This is a genomic window from Pirellulales bacterium, from assembly GCA_033762255.1.
Taxonomy (GTDB): domain Bacteria; phylum Planctomycetota; class Planctomycetia; order Pirellulales; family JALHPA01; genus JANRLT01.
This window is the reverse complement of record JANRLT010000009.1, coordinates 44,498-64,356: the sequence shown is the minus strand read 5'-3', so window position 1 is coordinate 64,356 and position 19,859 is coordinate 44,498. Positions and strand designations below refer to the sequence as shown.

12 protein-coding genes are annotated in these 19,859 nt (G+C 53.9%); 3 read left to right on the top strand and 9 right to left on the bottom strand.

Annotation, left to right across the window (positions count from 1 at the left end; genetic code table 11):
• Positions 1 to 14 precede the first annotated feature (14 nt).
• Together SFX18_03200 and SFX18_03195 are read right to left on the bottom strand one after the other, a co-directional pair.
• Complete coding sequence (locus SFX18_03200; protein MDX1962132.1) at positions 15 to 1,316, bottom strand: PQQ-binding-like beta-propeller repeat protein; 1,302 nt, start codon at positions 1,314 to 1,316, stop codon at positions 15 to 17.
• A gap of 286 nt (positions 1,317 to 1,602) precedes the next feature.
• Positions 1,603 to 1,770, bottom strand: a complete 168-nt coding sequence (locus tag SFX18_03195) for a hypothetical protein (protein ID MDX1962131.1) — start codon at positions 1,768 to 1,770, stop codon at positions 1,603 to 1,605.
• 323 nt (positions 1,771 to 2,093) lie between these two features.
• Here SFX18_03195 and rpsU point away from each other — a divergent pair, with 323 nt between their 5' ends.
• A complete protein-coding gene (gene rpsU / locus SFX18_03190; GenBank protein ID MDX1962130.1) occupies positions 2,094 to 2,288 on the top strand; it encodes a 30S ribosomal protein S21 in 195 nt (64 codons plus the stop codon).
• Positions 2,289 to 2,628: 340 nt separating this feature from the next.
• Here the strand turns inward: rpsU and SFX18_03185 are convergent, their stop codons facing one another.
• The 3 genes from SFX18_03185 to nadC form a co-directional block, all read right to left on the bottom strand.
• A complete protein-coding gene (locus SFX18_03185; protein ID MDX1962129.1) occupies positions 2,629 to 4,017 on the bottom strand; it encodes an Lpg1974 family pore-forming outer membrane protein in 1,389 nt (462 codons plus the stop codon).
• 743 nt (positions 4,018 to 4,760) lie between these two features.
• Entirely contained in the window at positions 4,761 to 5,564 is an 804-nt protein-coding gene (locus tag SFX18_03180; GenBank protein MDX1962128.1) for a hypothetical protein, read from the bottom strand.
• Positions 5,565 to 6,584: 1,020 nt separating this feature from the next.
• On the bottom strand, positions 6,585 to 7,538 hold the full coding sequence (gene nadC / locus SFX18_03175; protein MDX1962127.1) for a carboxylating nicotinate-nucleotide diphosphorylase: 954 nt from the start codon (positions 7,536 to 7,538) through the stop codon (positions 6,585 to 6,587).
• A gap of 469 nt (positions 7,539 to 8,007) precedes the next feature.
• Here nadC and SFX18_03170 point away from each other — a divergent pair, with 469 nt between their 5' ends.
• Entirely contained in the window at positions 8,008 to 8,670 is a 663-nt protein-coding gene (locus SFX18_03170; protein MDX1962126.1) for a sigma-70 family RNA polymerase sigma factor, read from the top strand.
• Complete coding sequence (locus SFX18_03165) at positions 8,651 to 12,805, top strand: protein kinase (GenBank protein MDX1962125.1); 4,155 nt, start codon at positions 8,651 to 8,653, stop codon at positions 12,803 to 12,805. The genes SFX18_03170 and SFX18_03165 overlap by 20 nt, the downstream gene beginning before the upstream one ends.
• Positions 12,806 to 12,974: 169 nt before the next feature.
• Here the strand turns inward: SFX18_03165 and SFX18_03160 are convergent, their stop codons facing one another.
• The 4 genes from SFX18_03160 to SFX18_03145 all read right to left on the bottom strand — a co-directional run bounded on the left by SFX18_03160 (position 12,975) and on the right by SFX18_03145 (position 19,853).
• Positions 12,975 to 16,805: a HEAT repeat domain-containing protein gene (locus SFX18_03160; GenBank protein MDX1962124.1), complete on the bottom strand. Its 3,831-nt coding sequence runs from the start codon at positions 16,803 to 16,805 to the stop codon at positions 12,975 to 12,977.
• Positions 16,806 to 17,308: 503 nt separating this feature from the next.
• Positions 17,309 to 18,049 (bottom strand): MBL fold metallo-hydrolase, encoded by a 741-nt coding sequence (locus tag SFX18_03155; GenBank protein ID MDX1962123.1) that lies wholly within the window; start codon positions 18,047 to 18,049, stop codon positions 17,309 to 17,311.
• 125 nt (positions 18,050 to 18,174) lie between these two features.
• Positions 18,175 to 18,846, bottom strand: a complete 672-nt coding sequence (locus SFX18_03150; GenBank protein MDX1962122.1) for an HD domain-containing protein — start codon at positions 18,844 to 18,846, stop codon at positions 18,175 to 18,177.
• A 410-nt stretch (positions 18,847 to 19,256) separates the two neighbouring features.
• The gene (locus SFX18_03145; protein ID MDX1962121.1) at positions 19,257 to 19,853 is read right to left on the bottom strand and encodes a cupin domain-containing protein; all 597 of its coding nucleotides are present in this window, start codon (positions 19,851 to 19,853) and stop codon (positions 19,257 to 19,259) included.
• Between the last annotated feature and the right edge of the window lie 6 nt (positions 19,854 to 19,859).

Sequence of the window (19,859 nt, the reverse complement as noted above, 5' to 3'; positions counted from 1 at the left end):
TTCCGGCAACCAACTTACTCCCGCGAACGTACCGCGTACAGCGCCTTGAATGTGCGAAAATAAATCACGCCATCCGCAATCGCCGGCGAGGCCGCCAGCGGCTCGTCAAATTTGTTAGTCGCCAGGCGTTGGTAGGTACGGCCTAGTTTGATCACGTTGACCGTCCCATCCCGTCCGCTCAAATACAATTTGCCATCGGCGGCCACTGGCGAAGCGCGGTGGTTGAACTCGTGAATTCGCTCTTCATACAATTTTTCCCCCGATTCGGCGTCCAATACAATCAACGTCCCCTGTTCGCGGCACAGATAGACCAAGCCGTCATGAATTAACGGGGATGGGACATCCGGCGTGTTGCGGGGCATCTTCCACAAAAAGTCATTCGTTAAATCACCCGCTTTCTTGGGCCGCAGGGCAACCACCGGGCCATTTTTTGCCGAGGGGACCACAATCAACCCCGGCACGGCAACCGGCGAGGCCACAAACCGTAGCGTGGGATTGTATTGTTGCCCCGCGCCATTGAGTCCCCCCAGCCGCCATAATTCCGTTCCATCAGTCAAATCATGGCCAATCGTGTAGTCCGCGCCATGTGTGATTAAAAACGCCTGCTCCGCATCCCGATAGACAATCGGCGAGGCATAAGAATCCTTGCATTCCTCGATAGCGTCGCTCTTACGGTCAATCCGCCATTTTTCCTGGCCGGTCGCTTTGTCCAGCGCCGCCACCACCGCTCCGGCGTTGTGCAGCAGTTGCACATACAGCGTGTCCCCGTCTAGCGCCGGTGTGCTGGCCATGCCAAACTGAATTTGGAATTTGCCGTACTTTTCCTGCAAATCCAGCTTCCAGATTTCCTCCCCATCAAAGTCAAAACACGCCAATTTTCCGGTCCCCATCATCGCCCAGACGTATTTTCCATCCGTCGTGGGGGAGGGGGAGGCGGAGTTACCCTCGCCGGTTTGATCGCTGCCGTGGACGGGGCGGTTTCCACTGGCCACGGTTCGCCGCCACAGTTCTTTTCCCTGCGTGGAAATACAAATGAGCACCAAATCCTGCTCAGCCGAGGACGTCAAAAAGATTTTGTCCTTCCAGATTACCGGTGTCGCCCCCGCGGCCCCCGGCAGCGGCAACCGCCACGCCAAATTAGTCTCTTGATCCCATGTGTCAGGCAAATTTTTCGCAGAGCTAAGGCCGTTATTGGACAGACCGCGCCACTGGGGCCAGTTTTCGGCATAACTCGCATCGGGTCCGATGAATAAACAAAGCGCCACCAGTCGCGCGGCCAGACAGTATCCCCCAAATTTCCACGTTGAAGCACCCATTGATACGATCCCTTGACAACAAAAACAACCGGAAACGCCAGCCCCAGACAGCTCGATACGGCACTGCCAGTCTGATGGTCGATAGGGCAAAGGTCAAGCAAACAGGATCTAGATTTTCAACCCCAGGGGGGGCCATCGGGGGCGCACGGCGTTCCCGGTCGATAGCTACGCGCTGCTTTGCGCAGAGTTTAAGGGGCGGTTAACCCTTCTGGACCATCAAACGCGGAGACGGGAGGGCAAAAAACAAATTCTCATAAACCCCAAATTTCTTGGCAAACCGCCAGCATTAGGCCGCGGGACGAAGAATCGTGGCGGGAGCCACCTGTAATTGGCTATCCCTCAAAGTTTGCTCCAATTTGGCTTCCAAATCCCCCAATAACCGTAAAACCTCTTCCTGGCGGGATTCCAATTCTAAAATAGTCGCGGCCGCCGAGAGAGGCGCTTCGATGTCCATAATTCGCCCACATTCGTTGAAATTGCGGCTGGGAGAGCTTCTCTACAATCTGGCTTACCCAGCTGTACACGGCTTTTTTTGGGGTGACTCTTCTTTACCATCGAAACACGGAGCGGATTTGCCGTTGATTTTTGCCGAAATACCAGTTAGGCAAGCTAGGAAAACTGGCGATTTTGCCGGGGAGATTAATTCTGCCGCAGGCCAAGATTTCTCTGGACAACAATAGTAAAAGTACGATATATTACCAGATTCCACGGCCTCGTTTTTGGTTAATCGTCAATGAGGCTATTTTTTCCAGTTACCCCCGAAAATAAGGAGCAATTGTGGTTAAGCTGAACGTGCGTGAAAAAGAATCGATCCAAGAAGCCGTCCGTCGTTTTCGTAAACTGGTGGAACGGAGCGGCATTAAAAAAGAAATGCGTCGCCGCGAATACTACGAAAAACCCAGTGAGACCCGCCGTCGTGCCCGTCTGCGTGCCGAACGCCGCACCCGTCGGCCAATGCGTCCACTCATCTAAATTGTTATAAAAAGCGTGGGCACCACGGTTGTGGCCCACGTTGTCGGGGGTAGGGAAGTGGCCGGGGTCCCTGGGTTTTCTGTGCCAGGGCCACCCAACTGACATTCAACGATATAAAATTTCAAAGTTGTTAAGCGTAAATTCCGGCCAGTTCTGGCAAAATTATGCAAGCGCGTTCCGTCCGTTGAATTGTTAGCGCGCATTGCCAGCAGTCGACAGCTCCGACATTCTCGATCCCAACCTCTTTCTCTGCGCCTCTTAAAAAGCAAAACAGCCCCGCGAGTCGCGGGGCTGTTTGTGATTTCAATTGCAACATTGGCGGTTGTGCGGCCATTCTGATTTAGAACACCCGCTCCACCCGCAGCATCAGACCGTCGTAAGCCATGATGTTGGAGTCATCCTCGGGTCCGAAATTGGTCCCTTCGATCGATTCAAACATCCCCAGGTCCCACCAGGCTTGAAAGAAGTATCCGGCGGTGAACATGGTCTTTTTACCAATTTGCCGCGAGAAACCGACTTCGATATCGAGCATGGGGATGACGCGGCGATAGTTGTCCAGTTGGACCGAGGTGGCCGTGCCGCCGCCGGTGACCTTGGTGCGAATGGTGTCATAATCGCCTAAGAGCAAGGCTACGTTGCTTTTGCCAAAAATCGACCAGCGGAACGATTCACCCAAAAAACGGCGGCCTTCCAGGCCAATCTTGGGACCGGCGCCCACGAATTGGGTGTCAATGGTCGAGATCGCGGTGTTGGTTCCGGCGGCGTTAAATAACCGCACGGTTTCCAGACGTTCCAAATCCCCCACCCGCACGCCAGCCGACCAGGTCAATGCCCACGGGGGGCATTTGCAGCAGCTACAGGGATCATTGTTGCAGGTACAGATGGGAATCCGTTTGGAATAATCCAGGTCAAAGGTGTTAAATTGCTGATCGAGGTTGCTCACCAACCGGTCGCCGGTGTTAGAGGCATTGGTTTCCAGCGGTCCGGCGATAATAACGCCATTGTTGGGATCCGCGGCGATCGAGTTATACGAGGTGTCGTCTTGAAAATTGAGGAAGCTAAAATTGATCGCCTCTCCGCAGCTACCCCAGCGATACCCGCCATTCACGCGATAGTTGGAGCTATAGCCAAATTCATAATTGCGCGTGGTGTCGGTAATCGTGGAATTATTATTATTATCAACCACCACGCTCCGTTCGACGGCGGCGACCGGTTCGCTATAGTTCGTGGTCAAATACAGAAATTCCGCGCCAAAGTACCAGCCGTTTTGGGCAAAGTAATTGCAAGTCAGGCAATCGCTAATGCAGCTTTCGCCGCAATCCCCCGTATCACATGTATCGCACGGGGCGCTGGTGCAGCTTCCATCGGCACAATCGCCAGTTTCACAATTTCCCGTGGTGCAGCCACCAGATGAACCATGATGATGGCCCACGGGGCGGACTTGCGTGTCACGGGCGGGGATGGTCCGTTCGGAAGCCGTGTTATAGGCCACGGGAGCGACTTGATAGCCCGGGGCGCTGGTCGCGCGTCGGGGAGTGGCACGAGTGGGTGTCGCAGTGGCAGTTTGGTGTTCGCCAGCCACTTCCGCGGTAACCCGCCGATAGTGGTTCATCCCGGATTGGGATCCTTGTGGATGTTCCGCGCCCAATAAGGGTGCGGCAGTCACGCCCAGGGCCAATCCCAGGGTGAATAACCTGTTTAACAACTTCCAGTGACGGACCGCGGACATGTGATTCCCCCCTAGACGAGATAATGGCAGATCCATTTTTGTAACCGATTCCTCTTACGACTGGGCGTGGCAGAGTATTCGGAAAAGTCGGCAAATTCAGCACAAGCCTAAAAATCGACCTCTCAGAATTTTCTATCGGCATCGTTAAGATCGCAAATTTGGGAAAAATCGTTACGGGCCTAAAAAACCGAACATTCCCTTTTATCAAAATTACCGGCATAACCCACGCAATTACTCAAAATAGGCCGCCATGCGAGGGGTCAACTGGAAAAAGTATTGCGCCGATCCGCAAAAAGCAGGAAATTGCTAGCAATTTCCACGCTCGTCCGCGTTAATAATAAAAGAGGTTATTACCAATTTGCGGCTATTAACACTTAATTTGCCATCCAGACCGCAATTGGCACCATTTGCGGTCGGGTAAATTCGCTTTGGAAATGCTGGCGGACTGTGCAGCGCCGCGCGGGACAACCGGGAGTGTGCCAGGGATTTCCAAAGCACCTGGCAAAAAAAATCATCAGGCTTGCGGAGGTTGCAAGCCTGATGATGCTAGGTTAACGTCCGCGCGGGACCGCGAGCGTTAGCTACTCTGGTAAAGCCGAGGAGTTAGCATTCGGCTTAAATCTACACTTTATTTGCTCTATGGGTTATACAACTCATTTGAGGCTTCTAAGTTCCGGCCCGTCACTTAGATATCCGCCCTTGTTGCTTTTACCTCGGTGCCTGTCGGGCATGCGAGGCTGGCTTTAGGCGTTTTCTACGCGGCGCGACCGGCCCCAGCCTAATACGCTTGCCATCGCCAATAAACCGTACATTACCCAGGTCGATGGTTCGGGGACAAATCCGCCCATAACCAGGGGTGCAACCGAATCCATGCTATAGGCGGAACGAAAGCCGATACCGGTCTGTGTGGGCTTGAGCGCGATAAAATCGGGAATGGGCGTGGGGGGAATTTGATAATTGAAGACGCTGCTGAATTGCACATCCACGACCGACTTGGGAGGCAGTCCGGGTGCACCACCACCATAGGGACCGGTCAGGTTGGTCAACACAGTGCGATAATCGCTAAACATGTTGACGTTCCCCGCATCGCAATCGATATCGGTTTTGAACTGCACAAATTTTCCCGGTGAAAAACCGGTGAAATTGATTAAAATCTCGTCGCTCCGGAGACCCATTTGGCCGTCGGCGGGAGTGATAATGTTGTAGGTGATTCCCGGTGATAGATCGGTAATCAACACCGTGTCAAAATTATGCATGTTGGGCTGATTGAGCGTCAGCTTAAAGCTGGTAATTAAGCCGCTGGCCTCGGTGGAGGTATTCACCAAATGCATGTAGGGCATATCCCGACCGGCCAATAATTCTTGTTGGGTCCGCCAGGCAGCCATCATCTGCGCCATCATGTCGTTGGGGTTCGCGGCAACTTTGGCGTCCTCGGCGATATTCAGCGAATAGCTAATCATCGTGGCGGACGCCATCATTGGCAGGCCTAGCAATCCCGCTAGGAGCAAAATGGCGGACACAATCTTGTGTCGAATCGGAGCAAGCATCGGAGATGTCCTTTCGCGTGTGGCGGACCAACGAACAACTGTTGGCAAAAAAAGTCTTCAAAACTTTTGCCGAAAATCACGCGAGACCTGTGATCCGCCGGACGCTAAACGTCCGGTTGGCAACCAACGCAGAATGGAGTTGTGCGCCTAGAAAATGCACAGTTAGCGGTTTTTTTCCCGTAAAACACGCCACTGGACAATCCCGGCAGACAGCACAATGCTACCCACGTTGATGTGGCCGCCATGTCCCCAAAGAGGACGCCACTCTGACAACAATGAGTCAGAAGCGCGCAATAACAAAGATTAACCATCTACGCAACCAAGTCGTTGCGCGGCGGGTTTTTACAACTCCCCAGAGTGCAAATGAGTTGCCATTGGCCCGACTACCACGGCCGCCAAACGATCAGGGAGGCGCCATAGAGAGTGAAACGCGACAACTGTGATTCCCGCTGGGCTTTGTTCTTGCGCAAAGCAGCCAAATTGGACCACAAGTTCACGAGCGTTTCCTGCAAAAATAAGGCAAAGTAGCATCAAAATAGGAAATATGGGAGGTTTTTACACGCGGCCCATACTAACGCTTATGATAATTGTGCATGCATTTAGGGTCAAGGAAATGGACGGGAAATCTGAAAAACTTTTTAGATAAGCGAGTTTTTTGGCCAACTCTGACTCTTATTGGCCTGAGTTAGCCAAAGAGATGGACCGGGTATAACAGTTAAACCGGTATTGGCAGTTGGCCAATGAAAGGGCAAATTTCAGCAAAAACGCCTGAAAAAAAGAAAAAACGCGACGGGGTCCCCTCACGCTTCCTAGCGATTCCCCGTCGCGTTCGTTTGGTCGCCACTCCCCAGGGGCGGCCTACTGAGGAAACCTAGGATTGCCTGTGCAATTGTCAAATGATTACTCTAAAAACCTCTTTTTACCCCTTAAAGACCGACTATTTGCTATTTTCCCACGATATAAACCGCATTTCCCATCGCCAGATTACCCAGGCACGCTGCCTTTGACTACGGTTCCGATCTATTCCCAGTCCAAACCCAAATCCAAGATCGGGGCCGAATGAGTGATCGCCCCCACGCTGATCCGTTCCACCCCGGTGGCGGCAATCCCAGCGACCGTGTACAGGTTGACTCCGCCACTTGCTTCCAAAAGCACTCCTGGTGCCAACTGATCTCGCATTCGCACCGCCTCGCGTAACTGCTCGCAAGACATATTATCCAATAAGACATTATCAGGTAACAGACGTTCTGCGGTAACTGCATTTGCTGGAAAGTCGCCGGTCAAGACCTCTGATAATTGCGTCAAACTGTCAACTTCGATGGTCAAAGTCGGCTCCATGGCAAACTTTGCTGGATGCTGCCGCTGATATTCCCTGGCATGACGCACCGCCATTGCGGGTGTAAATTTCTCCGCCGCTGCTGCTTCCGCGCCAAATGCCAGATGATTGTCCTTAATTAAAATGGCATCGTACAGACCGAACCGGTGATTTTGTCCGCCGCCACAACGGACAGCGTACTTTTCCAGGGCACGCCAACCGGGTGTCGTCTTGCGCGTGTCTAATATTCGGGCACGGGTCCCGGCAACCGCCAAGACAAATTGCCCCGTCAATGTGGCAATACCGCTAAGGCGGCACAAAAAATTCAGCATCGTCCGTTCCGCGGTCAATAAGCTTCGCGCGGGCCCCGTCATCCGGGCGACGGCCCGCTGCGCAGGGATGTGTTCCCCGTCCTGGGCGAGATACTCAACAACGATGGCAGGATCAAATTTGGCGGCAATCTGCGCCAAAACAGGTAAACCCGCCAGAATTCCCGCCTTCCGCGGGACAAAAGAGGCAGCGGCCAATGTCCTATCCGCTACGAGGGAGGATGTCGTGCAATCTGCCAACCCCGCTAAATCCTCTTGCCAGGCCAGTTCGATCAGCTTCTCCGCTGCTAGGGATTCGGTTTGTGCCCAAGCAAGACCCGCGCTTTTCATAAGTTTTTTATCAATAAAGTGATTGATCAGGTAAGATTACTACGGTTTTATCGTAAGGTTTCGCCCTTTACCAAACAAACCGGTCAGAGAACCGCAAAAACATTTTGATTGTGTTAGCTATCACCGTGCGTTTTTGAATTAATTGGGAATTTTAGGATTTTTTCAAAGAATTCCCGTCCATTTTTGAAAAATTTGGTGCCTTTAATAGTAGTGGAGGAAATAGTTTATAAGCCTGTTTGACCTGTCTCATCAAAGACTAACATTTGCCAGTTATTTGGCCAGTCTACCACGTAAATTTATCTATTGCGCGAGTGAGCGGGTGCTGGGGCAGGCACCCGACACTCGTATTATCGCTGGCGTCAAATTTTTCTTAAACTTATAGCTGGCGCGGCATTTCGCAGTTAAAATTCGAGCTACCCCCCATCTGGGTGGGAAGCGGTAGTTGAATTTAACTCCATGTGAATCTCCTATGGGCAGAGATGATTTGTCGGCTAACGAAGCGGACTCAGGGTTCATCTCAACGTCGGCTTTGGGTTCTTTACTTGTAGCCGCTCAGGCGGGGGATCTCGGGGCCAAAAACGAACTTTTTGACCAGATAAAAAACTATTTGTGGTTGATTGCCAATCATGAAATACCCCCTGAACTCAACGCGAAAGTAGCCCCTTCCGACTTAGTGCAAGATACGCTGATCGAAGCACACGTTGACTTTTCTGACTTTCAAGGGTCGGAGCCTGGCGAACTTTTAAGTTGGCTGAAAAAAATCCTCCTGCACAATGCCCAGAATGCCCGTCGGCGGTACACTCAAACCCATAAACGCAATCCTAGTCAAGAACAAACCCTCGAGACTTCCCCAGACTCTACCGTTAAAAGCATCGAACCAGCTCACAACGACCCGTCACCCAGCGCGATCTTATCTTCCACCGAACTGAATCAGTCGATCACCGCGGCCATACAACTCTTACCTTCCGACTATCAACTTGTCTTAAATTTACGCTATCATGAAAATCTCCCATTTCCGGATATTGCCAGGAGAATGCAAAAAACTCCCGATGCGGTTCATAAACTATGGGAGCGGGCAATCAACAAATTGCAACAGGTGATGGCAAAACTACATGGCCCCCACCAACCCTGAAAAAGATGATCTTTACATCCAGAAACTAGCGGAACTGGATGAATGTCTGCACCGGGGTAAAACCGAGGCGGAGGAGGAGATCTTTCGCTCTTGCGATCCCGAACTGGCCCAACGATTAGCCCATACCGCGGTCCTTTTGCGAGCTTTAAATTCTCTCTCTGCTGGGCAATCGGCCACGCGGCACCCCGCGACAGTAAATTCCCCGCCCCCTGAACCTTATCTTGCAGAGGAAGAGACTGACTGGCCAACTCTGAACACCCCCCGCGCGCAAAACATTCTCCCTGACTTGTTAAGTTTCCAACCTCGCACGCTAGGCCGATTTGTCATAGAACGAGAATTAGGCCGTGGCGGACATGGGATTGTCTATTTGGCCCAAGATCGGCAAATCCAACGGCACGTGGCAATTAAGGTGCCGCGACTAGAAAGCCTCTTGGATGAAAATCTGAGGAATCGCTTTGAACTTGAGGCCCAGGCCGCGGGGAGCCTGTCGCACCCGAACATCGTCGCGGTCTACGAAGTTGATTTGACGTTGCCGGTTTGCTTTATCGTTACCGAATATGTAGCCGGGCCATCGCTGGTGAATTGGTCAAAATCCCAAAGACATCGTTCGCCCCGGGTCGCGGCGCAAATCATTGCCCAACTGGCCGATGGCGTCCAACACGCCCATGTGCGCGGAGTGATTCACCGCGATATTAAACCCAGCAATGTGCTGCTGGCTCCGCATCGTGAATCAGCCGGTTTTTCGGCTGACCCTATCCCCGCCACGGACTTGAAGTTTGTCCCCAAACTGGCCGACTTTGGCCTGGCCAAATTGACCGAGGCCGACCAAAAAACCCGGACCGGCACCATCCTCGGGACCCCCGCGTATATGTCACCCGAACAGATGCGCGGTGAAATACGCCAGATTGGCATTGCCAGCGATATCTATGCCCTGGGCGTGCTGTTATACGAGCTTTGCGCGGGGGAGATCCCGTTTGCAGGCGCGAACGATCCTGACACGGTCCGACGGGTGTTGCAGGGGCAGCCTGTACCACTGCGCACGGTAAACCCCGCTGTCTCGCGCGATTTGCAAACGATTTGCCATAAATGCCTGGAACACGAGCCCACGCGACGGTACGCCACGGCGGCGGCCCTGGCGGACGATCTAAACTCTTATCTGGCGGGTCGGCCCATTACCGCGCGGCCGGTCTCTTGGACGGAAAAAGCGGTGCGGTGGTGTCTGGCAAATTCCGTCCTGGCCGCTTCGCTCATGATTACCTTCTTGGTGCTCAATGTCGCGACTGTGGGTTGGCTGTGGTATCGAGATCGGCTGGATGACGCAACGGCGGCCCGTAAAGCGGGAGAGTATTACACTCACCTTAGCCGGGCGCGGGAACAAATGCAGGAGCGCAGCTTTGGCTGGAGCCAGCCCGTCGAACAGGAACTGCACGCGGCGGCCAACCTGGACGTACCCAATCGCAAGGCGACGGAACTGCGCAGCATAATTGCGGAAATGTCCCTGCGACCGGATATGCGCGAGATTGCGACCGTGGGCCAGGGGGTGGTGGCGTATAGCTTGGCGTTTAGCGCTGACGGCAATCAACTGGCCATCGGGCCCAATCATACGGATGTGGGGTTGGCAATTACTGTGCAAATTTGGGATCTGACGAGTCAACCGCCGACCAAGCGGGACGTCACTTTTCCGATTGATTTTGATTTTCAAACTCGTTCCGGCAAGCCGGATGGCGTTCGGTCACTGTTATTTGATTCCGTCAAAAACCGGTTATTTGCCGGTGCACGCAGCGGCCAGATTCATGTATGGGATTTGTCAGTATATCCTGCGACCAGGATAAGTTGGTTAGCGCATAGTCAAAATGTAAACTCGCTTTTTTTAACGTCCTCGGATCGACTGCTGAGCGGTGCCGAACCCGGGGAACTGGCCATTTGGGATATCAATACCCAGTCGGCCCTGACCCGTCATGAATTAATAGGCAAAACCTTGCCGCTGGCCTGGCATCCGGGGTGGGGCAAATTGATCGCGGGGACCGAACGGGGGGCGTATATGGTTGATCCCGACACCTTGGCGGTCGAAACCCTCTATATTCCACAAAATCGTATCGTTAGTTATCCCGCGATTCCCCCAAATGGCGAAATTTACTCTATTGGGTTAGGATACGGCGGGAGTCTGCCTGTTTATGACTCGCATACACGCGGCCTGTTGGGGACATTCGTTGATCGAAACCTAACGACTGGATCAAAACCACATGAACATATCTTTGAATCGCTGAAATATTTGAATTCCTCAAATTTCATCATTTCCTCGTCAAGTGACCAGCGGTGCAAAATTTGGGACGTGGCCGCCCAAGATATGGTCAATCAAATACTTTTATCCGGCGATGCCCATTTGCAAACGGCGATTGACCCGGTGGGAAATCGCTTGGCCCTGGCGCAAGAGCGGCAAACTAAAATCTATCAGATAGAAAACAACCTGACTTGGAACGCGCTCGCGCATCAACCGGAATTCCTTTGCCGGTTTGCGGTTGCGGCGGACAGCCAAGAATTGATTACCTTGCGAACGCCGCGTGAAACCAACGGAAATTCCGTCTTAAGCTCTTGGAATTGGCAAACCGGGCGAAAAACACGTGAAATTTTCTGCACTGCAAGTTTTCATGCGACAAAAGTTCGAGTATTTCAGCCACAAAAGCAGGAGGATATCTGGTATGGCGAAGGCATCATCTCGCGTTTTCCAAATCAAAATCATGCCTGGACACTGGATTTTCTCGTCAATCATTTTAACACTTTTGTGGCTGACAGCGACGGTAGTTGTTATGTGGCCTGGATGCGCGATGGGAAGAATGGCAATCGTCCCGACGTGATTCAAAGAATTTCCGCCGACGGTCCCCGGGTCATTTGTGAATGGTCCACCGCAATTGCCGGAACCACGCCCAAGTTCTTGGGCGAAATTTATGAAATGTGCATTGGGGGAAGCCGACTTGCGGCCAGCCACGGCTCGAGGATCCATATATTTAACAAAGAAAACCTGCAACATCAGCGGACGATCGCTGTTGCAGCGGACACGATCGAACCCCTCTGTTGGTTGCCGGATTACCGGCGTTTGGTGGCAGGAACCCAAAAGGGGCATGTTTTATTAGTGGATGGGATCGATGGCCGGATTCTCCACGATCTTGATATTAGCAGTGATAAAATTACATCCGTGGCTTGCACCAGTAATGGCCAACTGATCGCGGTGGGAACGATTGACAAATTCATCCACTTTTTTGGTGTGGCGGGGGATCGTCTGGAGCTGCTTTGGAAATTGCCAGTTAATAAAAGTGTAATTCAACTTGACTTTTTTAATCATAACCAGGGATTGGCGATCTTACTCAATGGTGAAAATGCGATCCGCCTACTAAACCTTAAAAGATTAAATGAAAAATTTGCGGAGTTTGACCTTAATCCTTCGATACAGATAATCGGATCACCGGATCATGCCAGCGAATCCAGCACTCCCCTGGCTCCGCCTCCTTCTGATCCGTACTTAAACAAACTTTCTCCAGTGTTGCGCACGGATTTTCCCAAACTCGACTACCCCAACCTTTGTCGACATGTTTCAGATTGGGCTCCAACGCAAGGATATTCCATTGCCATACCACTCTATAATTTGGCCTTCGATGACACTGATCAATCCATTACCGCCTTGGCCTTTCGCGCGGATGCGGCTGTGGCTCGTGAAATTCCTTTGGGAGAACTTCCGCCGATACTTGATACCGCTGAAATTAACGATAGCGGCGAGTTCTTGCGCCGCGCGCTCAAGTGGGGCCTTAGCCAACCTGAACCGTGCTATGCCATCCCCAACCACCATTTAGGACTGGACAAGAATCAACAGACACTATTTGGCGCGGTATTTCTCAAATTATCCGCGGGCGAAATTCGCCGGATCGACACCACTGACTATCCCGAGATTCGCCGTAAGAATTTTTTCGTACGGCTCCCCGCCCTGCAGGAGTACGCCCGCCAGCATGGCTATTTGGCTGCGTATCCCACGTACGGTGAGGAAGAAACGCCCGATGATCGACGTGTCGAGGTGTTATTCTTTAAGCAAGGGGCCGGGGATATTGTGGAGATACCGCAACCAACTTCCAACGTTGCCAAGTAACAGCTTTTGCAAGAACGCTAAGCCGAAGATATTTTAGTTGGAAAGGATATATGTCGGAATTCTGGTGAATTCCGCTACTAGGATACTTGGCCGGAATTCTGGCGAATTCCGCTGCATGGTTTGTCGGAATTCTGGCGAATTCTGCTACACAGTCTCTTGCATCCGCCAACTACTTTACCGGTGCCACCCCCCGGCGGCTGCTCAGTTGGTCCTGTGGCTGGTGCAAATAGGCAAAGAGCGCCGCAATCTCCTCTAGTGACAATTCATTCAGCAGCCCTTCCGGCATGGCGGAAGCGCGGCTGGGTAGGGTCTCGGCAATTTGCGTTTTTTCTAGTGTCACTTTTTCACCTTGGCTGGTGAGCACCACGACACTACCATCCGGCTGCGGAGCAACCAGTCCCGCCACCGTCCGCCCATCGGTCAATTCCAGCGTTTTACTGGCATATTGGTCCGAAATGACTTGCGATGGATGCAAGATCGATTCCAAGATCTCCTTATTATGAAAGCGGCGGCTCACCGCACTCAAATCCGGGCCGATCCCCTCACCCACTGTTCCAAACCGATGACACGCCGCGCATTTGGCGGTGACGAACACCTGAGCGCCGATCGCGGGATCGGCCGCAGCCGCTTCGGCGCTATTGAGAAACACGAGCAGTTCCTCCGCCGTCCACCGGGCATGCGCGTCCACCACGGGAAGCGTGGGGGGTGGCTCCAAGGGGTATTTTTTGCTAAACCAGGCTTGCCATAACGCTAGCGTGGGCAGGACTTTATCGCTGGTTGAACCAAGTTTTTCGCCGGTCCATTTTTCTAAAAGGAGAATCGCCGGACGGCCCCCCGCCTCGCCCAGCTTTAGTCCACGGAGGATTACTTGCCGCAGGGCCTCGGGCTGATCGGGCCGTTGGCTGACCGTGGCCAGTTTAGCCAAGACCTCTTGGGCGAAGATACCATCCACGACCGTCAAGGATTGCACCAAAATGGGCCAATTTTTGCCGGCGGGTTGTTGGGCCAGGGCCATGGCGATGTAGCCGCGACGGCCGGGGTCCCGCTGGTAAACTTCCCGCAAGTATTCTTGCGAAACGGCGTCACCGCTACGGCCCAGGACCGCTACGATGCCGACGGCCAGTTTTTTGGCTGCTTCACCCGTCACGCTTGGGAGGCGGCGATCCAAGGCGATGATTTGCTCGATGGTCTCCGGAGTTGGCTGGGGGGGAAGTTTTGCCAGGACCGACAGCGCGCTGGCGGGCCACTTGGTTCCATCCCGCAAAAGCATCGTCCTTTCGGCGGCCGTCAGATTCAAAAAGAAATCCCGCGACACATTTTCGATATATCCTGCATAACTATGCCCCCCTTCGAGGGTGCGGGCGTATTCCAAATAAGCCAGCAGTTCTAGTTTTTGGCTGGTGGTCCATTCGGTGAGAAAACGGGCATGTAGGGCCAAATGCAGTTTCTCCTCGGCGGGGGCAGCTCCGCGAAGCTGATCTAAAAAGAGTTCTGTGGCCCGCGGTTCGCGCAGAAACGCCAGCAACCGCACCAGTTCCCGGTTCATGCGCGCGTCCTTGGTCGGATACTCATCCGCCAGTTTAATGCGCAAACCGGGGAGAGTTTCGCCGGATAATTTTCCATGAATCAAGGCCAACTCTGTCAACCGCAGCAAGGCTAAAAAGTCCGCGTCGCTCAGGTAGCCTTGCAATAGCGTTAAGTTCTTTTCTAGGATCGCCTGGCAATTTGCCGGGTTGGCATGCCCACGAACCAGGGCCAAAGCCCCCTGCAGGTAAACGCGCGGCGTGGCGTGTTCCATGATCGCTCCCCGCCATTGCTCCGGCGGCAGGGACTCTAGCAGGCGCGTCGCCTGCCAGGCAACTTGCGGCACGGATGAATTGAGCAGGGGAATCAGTTCCTTGGCGGGCACACGGGCTTCGCTGCGCAGGAGCGCCTCGCAGGCGGTGCGCTGCACCACGGGATCGCTATCGCGCAACAGCTTTAACAAGCGCGGCAAGAGCGTTTCATCGGCGTGAATCCCCAGTAAAAAGGCGGTTTTTGCCCGTATCCGCTCACTGGAATCATCCGTTAATTTGGCTAGCAAATCGGGCGTGGGAAACGGCCCCAGCAGTTGCATAAGCTCGAGCGCGCGCAGCCGATCATCCACTTTAGCCGCGGCGTTCCCCGCCAGCGCCGGCAGTTTGGCGTTCCATTCCTCGCCCAACTGTTGTTGGATGAGCGCACATTGCTGGCGGGCATAGGCACTGGAGAGTTGCGGTTGGCGCAGGGCCGCGGTCAGACCGGTTCCCAGGTCGGTAACAGAGGGGGGGACCTTACCTTGCCACACCACGCGATAGACGCCCCCATCGGTCGCGCGGCCCCCCGTGCTAAAGTACAGCCAGCCGTCCGGTCCCACAGCCACGTCGGTGATGTTTAGCGGGCGCCCTTCGACAAAGGTTTCTCCCTCAATTGTATAACTGCCGTTGTGTGGTTTGAGCCGCAGGCAGACAATCCGCCCCCGCGCCCAATCCCCTAAAAAGACCGCGTTATGATAGCGGCGGGGATACATGTGGTGTTCATACACGGTCATCCCCGTGGGGGACCCGCGACCGGTCTCCGCCACGGCGGGCAAGGAGTCATACTGGTATTCGGGCCAGACCGACCAACCGCTCCGCCAGCCATATTCGCCGCCAGGGACAACCTGCAGCACCCGCGTGGGCCGATACCAGGGAGTGCCAGTGTCCCATTCCATGTCGCTATCATAGGTCAACAGATCGCCATTGCGCAAAAAAGCGAGATCATAAGCATTGCGAAAACCGCCGGCGTACATCTCTAAAAAACTTGCCTCGGTGTCGGTCCGCAGCACATGACCGCCAGGAGCCTTGATCCCCACGCCATGTCCGCGCGGGTCCTCATACTTGGGTAGCAAGTCCCCTTCATAGAAGTGTCGGTAGGGGCTGCCTGGTTCGACCGCTTTTTCCGCCGAGCTATGATTCCCCACCATGATATAAATCAGCCCATCCGGCCCCAGCGTCAGGGCGTGCGGCCCATGCTCCCCCATTTCCCCTTTGAACTTGAGTAAGAGGTCGGCTTTTTCGGCCTGACCATCGGTGTCGGCGTCCGTCAAACGGTACAGGCCCGGCCCGTCGCTCCCGCCGCCGATCACATAAACTTGGCCATTGAGCGGCAAGATCCCCTGGCAATTTTGCACTTGATCGCAGTAGCTCTTTGCGGTTTCCGGGCGTCCATCCTGGTCATTATCCCGCACGATCAACAGGCCTCCCCCTTCGCGGCTAACGAGGATTTCGCCAAATTCGTTAAACGCCAGCGTGATGACCGAGCCGGTCTGCTCCGCCGCCAGGATTTGTTCGACAGCAAAGTCCGGTTGTGTGCGAAAGCGGCTGGCCAAGCCCCCACCCGCCAGTTGCACCTCGTCAAACCAAGGCTTGGTCTTGCCAAACTGGCCTAGCTCGCGCGCGGGGAGCCATTCGCGATCCTCGGTAAAAATTTTTTGCCACTGGGCCTGTTCCTTTAACGAGGTTTTCCAGGTTTTATCGCTAGCATACGCGACAAAGGTTCCACCCACTTCCTTCACGAGCACTTGCGCGACCAGTCCGGCCGAGGGCGTGTCGGTGTTCTCCACTTTGACCGCCACGCAGTTGCGCCCTTTGATCAAATATTTGGAAATGTCATACGTATCCAGCAGTTGCCATTTGTCCCCTTTGCCCACGGAGCGGCCGTTGACAAACAGTTCATAGGCATTATCCGCCGTAATTTGAATATCCGCGCTTTCGGGTTGAGCCAGCTCAAAAGTCTTGCGAAAATAGCACGTTCCCGCCGGGATTTCGTTGTCCTGCGCGGGGGACCAGATCCACAGCGGCAGGTCCTCCGCTGCCAGGGAAGAAATTGGCAGCCACCCACTGATGAGACTAATCGCCAGCCACGTCCAAAAATGTCGCGGGCAGAAGTTCGCAAACATGTCGGCAAATCGCGGAATTAACTGCCAAAGTGGGGCTTGCATGAATCATCCTGGGCAAGGCGAGTGTACCGGTCGCGCAAGGTATTCGCGGATTGGTAAAGTGCGCAGAAACTCAGTAGGGCCGCAAAAATCGGGCGTGCAAGCGTAGCCAGTAACCAATTTTGCCACAAGACCGGTGCCGATTAGTCTGCTAGCAAGAATGCGAATGTTTATGACAAAGCGTAGGGGGTCCAGAGTCTTCCGCGTACAAACTTCTTAGCCAAACACGCTCTCACCGCGTCAGACTACCGACCCCCATGGCCATACAGTCCCTTGGGCTACGGGCAAAGCCCTTATCACGAAAATCCGTGTTCATCCGTGGTTAGATTGAATTTTTTAGCCACTGATTTTCACAGATGGATACGGATAACTTCTACAGAGTATAAAGATTTTTCGTTAGTTCATAATTCCTGGGCCACAGGCGTTCAACACCTTTGGCTGGCAAAGAATCAGACGGCTTTGACCCGTAATCATCAAAAGAGCTATACCAACACCAATCACACCCCCTAAAATTCCACTTCCTGCCCATCAGTGCCAATGGATAACGCGGGAAAAATTCGCCGAGCCGCGTCCAGATCCAGCCTTCCCGCTGGATGATCCAGCGGATTGAGATGCACGAGCACGCAACGGCTGACATTTGCCGCCGCCGCCACCCGTGCCACTGACGAAAGCGTGCTATGGCCCGTCAACCGCGCCTGCTGTTCAAAGCCATCCGCGAAGTTGCATTCGTGTAATAGCAAATCGACCCCGTCAATTTCACGTACATAATCCGCGGCCGGGTCGGCCGTGGTGTCGGTGATATACGCCAAACTATGCCCCGGCCAATCCAGCCGAAACCCCAAGCTGCCCCCCGGATGAATTAGCGGAAACGCGCGTAATATGCCATCCCCTTTTAAGGTAACCGGCCCCGTGAGCGGGGCGTAGTCGCACGGCAACGCGACGGGAAATAAATGCTCGCTCAGCAGGTGCGACTGTATCGCCGCCAGCTTTTCCACTGCGGCATGCACCGTTACCCGGGCCAGAGGCCGTTCCACCAGCACGTCAAACAAATACGTCAAGCCGACCACGTGATCCAAATGGACGTGTGTCAAAAAGATATCCAGCGACTCAGTGGATAGCTTTTCCCGCAGCCGAAATAAGCCCGTCCCCGCGTCCAACACCACCCCCACCTCTGGCAAAAACAGGCAGGATGTTTGTCGCGTTTCGTTGGGGTGATAGCCCGCGGTGCCTAACAGTTGTACCCGCATGATAATTCGAGCAGAAATAAGACGCCGTCAAAGGGACGGCATTGTTACTTATCAAGATAACAAACCCGCAACAGCAAGCGAGCGACTGTCATCAAAACGACACATGAGCGCGGAGAAGAGATCCCTCACTGTTGTTGGGCCTGTTGTTGGGCCAGGGGTAAGCGCTGTGCGGTATTTTGCTGTTGCGCGGGTTGTCGCTGGGGATTGGGAAAATCCGTGGTCTCGACGATGCGGATCGCTTCTTCCAGATCATGCAGCGTCTGTTGCAACTCGGCATAGAGTGTCTCGGGAAGGCGATTGACAAAAAGCCGCGTCAACTCGCGATAATACCACAGCGAGCCTTCCTTTCCGCCGCCAAACCGGGCCCAGATTTGTTCGCCATCGCGCAAGTAATCCCGCAGGATCGAACGCAAATTGTGCAATTTATCAGCCCCGCTGATCAGAAACGCCCGCTCCGGAGCCTGGGCCAGATGGTCGATGTAGTGTTGCTTTCGCGCTTGCCAGGGGGGCTTGGGCGATTGATCAGTGTCCGTGCAAGCCAGCACCAGCGAAAGCACCTCTGGCCCATACTTTTGGCCGATTTCTGCGGCGGTGTTGGCCCCACCCTGATCCTCAACGGCATCGTGCAGGATCGCGGCAATGGCCTGATCCTCGTCCCCGCCATATTCCAGGACAATGGCGGTCACGGCTAGCAAATGCGAAACGTAGGGGATACGCGTCCCCTTGCGATACTGCGACGCGTGCAATTGCGCGGCATAGGAGAGGGATTCGGCAAAGCGGGGGGTGAGTGGGAGCATGCCGAGATTATAAAAAATCCCACGGAAGTATGCCACGGGGGAATTATTATGCCACCGCGGTTTTAAGCGACATCACTCATAGAATCCATCCGTGTTTATCGGTGAAAATCTGTGGCTTAAAAAAAATCCGTGGCCTAACAAGGGAGTTAGCCACGAATGAGCACGGATTTTCACGGATTGGGTAATCTCAAATTTTCAAATCTCAGATCTTTGGATTTCAAATTTCAAATCTGGAAATTTCAAATCTCATTTGCGGCGTTAGCTGCGCAACTTTACTACTCTTCTCAAGGAATTCCTCCGCGTCCTTTGTATCGCAGTGGCGATCTGACACTTCGGCTAATTGACTTAGCGGCTAAGGAAATCACCGTCAGGGGGCAAAAGGAATTCTTGCTCCCGCCATCGGGTTGGCACTACACGCGCACAGTGTCTGTTCTGATCGCGTCCATCCGGATGCCCGCTGGGGGCAGGTAATTTGGCCCCCAGCAGAGCGGGGCATAGCTGGCATGGACGCCGGATTCGATATAGTGCGGCGTCCAACCGGTTTGATCCTGGAACAGGCGAATAGCCCGGATCGTTTTTTCTTCGCACAGATCAAACCAGTGTTGCGTCCCCCGCGGCACGTTAATCATATCCCCCGCGGCAATGGTAATGGCAAACACCGGCCCATTTGCCGGATGAATATGAAACAGTCCCTTTCCCTTGAGAATAAACCGAACTTCGTCCTCGGTATGGATATGTTCCTTGTTAAATTTGTCCAACAGAACCTGCAGATTTGGCGTCTCGGGCGTGATATTGACCACATCGGCGGTCACATACCCGCCGCGCTCCATCAGTTGTCGGATCTCTGGTTCGTACGCTGCGAGAATCTCTTCGCTGGCGGCGTCGGGGCTGACGCGGTCCTCTAGCGGCCAGCGTTCATAGCAAATGCCAAACTGGCCTAAAAACGCGTTCATCTCGGCGGGATCGGTAAGCTGACGGTTCTCGGCGGGAATGGTGATGGCGGCCATGGGTGG

Bases quoted from the DNA above. Each gene is read 5' to 3' on its own strand.
- SFX18_03200 (MDX1962132.1), bottom strand. From the start codon at position 1,316: ATGGGTGCTTCAACGTGGAAATTTGGGGGATACTGTCTGGCCGCGCGA.
- SFX18_03195 (MDX1962131.1), bottom strand. From the start codon at position 1,770: ATGGACATCGAAGCGCCTCTCTCGGCGGCCGCGACTATTTTAGAATTG.
- SFX18_03185 (MDX1962129.1), bottom strand. From the start codon at position 4,017: ATGTCCGCGGTCCGTCACTGGAAGTTGTTAAACAGGTTATTCACCCTG.
- SFX18_03180 (MDX1962128.1), bottom strand. From the start codon at position 5,564: ATGCTTGCTCCGATTCGACACAAGATTGTGTCCGCCATTTTGCTCCTA.
- nadC (MDX1962127.1), bottom strand. From the start codon at position 7,538: ATGAAAAGCGCGGGTCTTGCTTGGGCACAAACCGAATCCCTAGCAGCG.
- SFX18_03170 (MDX1962126.1), top strand. From the start codon at position 8,008: ATGGGCAGAGATGATTTGTCGGCTAACGAAGCGGACTCAGGGTTCATC.
- SFX18_03165 (MDX1962125.1), top strand. From the start codon at position 8,651: ATGGCCCCCACCAACCCTGAAAAAGATGATCTTTACATCCAGAAACTA.
- SFX18_03160 (MDX1962124.1), bottom strand. From the start codon at position 16,805: ATGCAAGCCCCACTTTGGCAGTTAATTCCGCGATTTGCCGACATGTTT.
- SFX18_03155 (MDX1962123.1), bottom strand. From the start codon at position 18,049: ATGCGGGTACAACTGTTAGGCACCGCGGGCTATCACCCCAACGAAACG.
- SFX18_03150 (MDX1962122.1), bottom strand. From the start codon at position 18,846: ATGCTCCCACTCACCCCCCGCTTTGCCGAATCCCTCTCCTATGCCGCG.
- SFX18_03145 (MDX1962121.1), bottom strand. From the start codon at position 19,853: ATGGCCGCCATCACCATTCCCGCCGAGAACCGTCAGCTTACCGATCCC.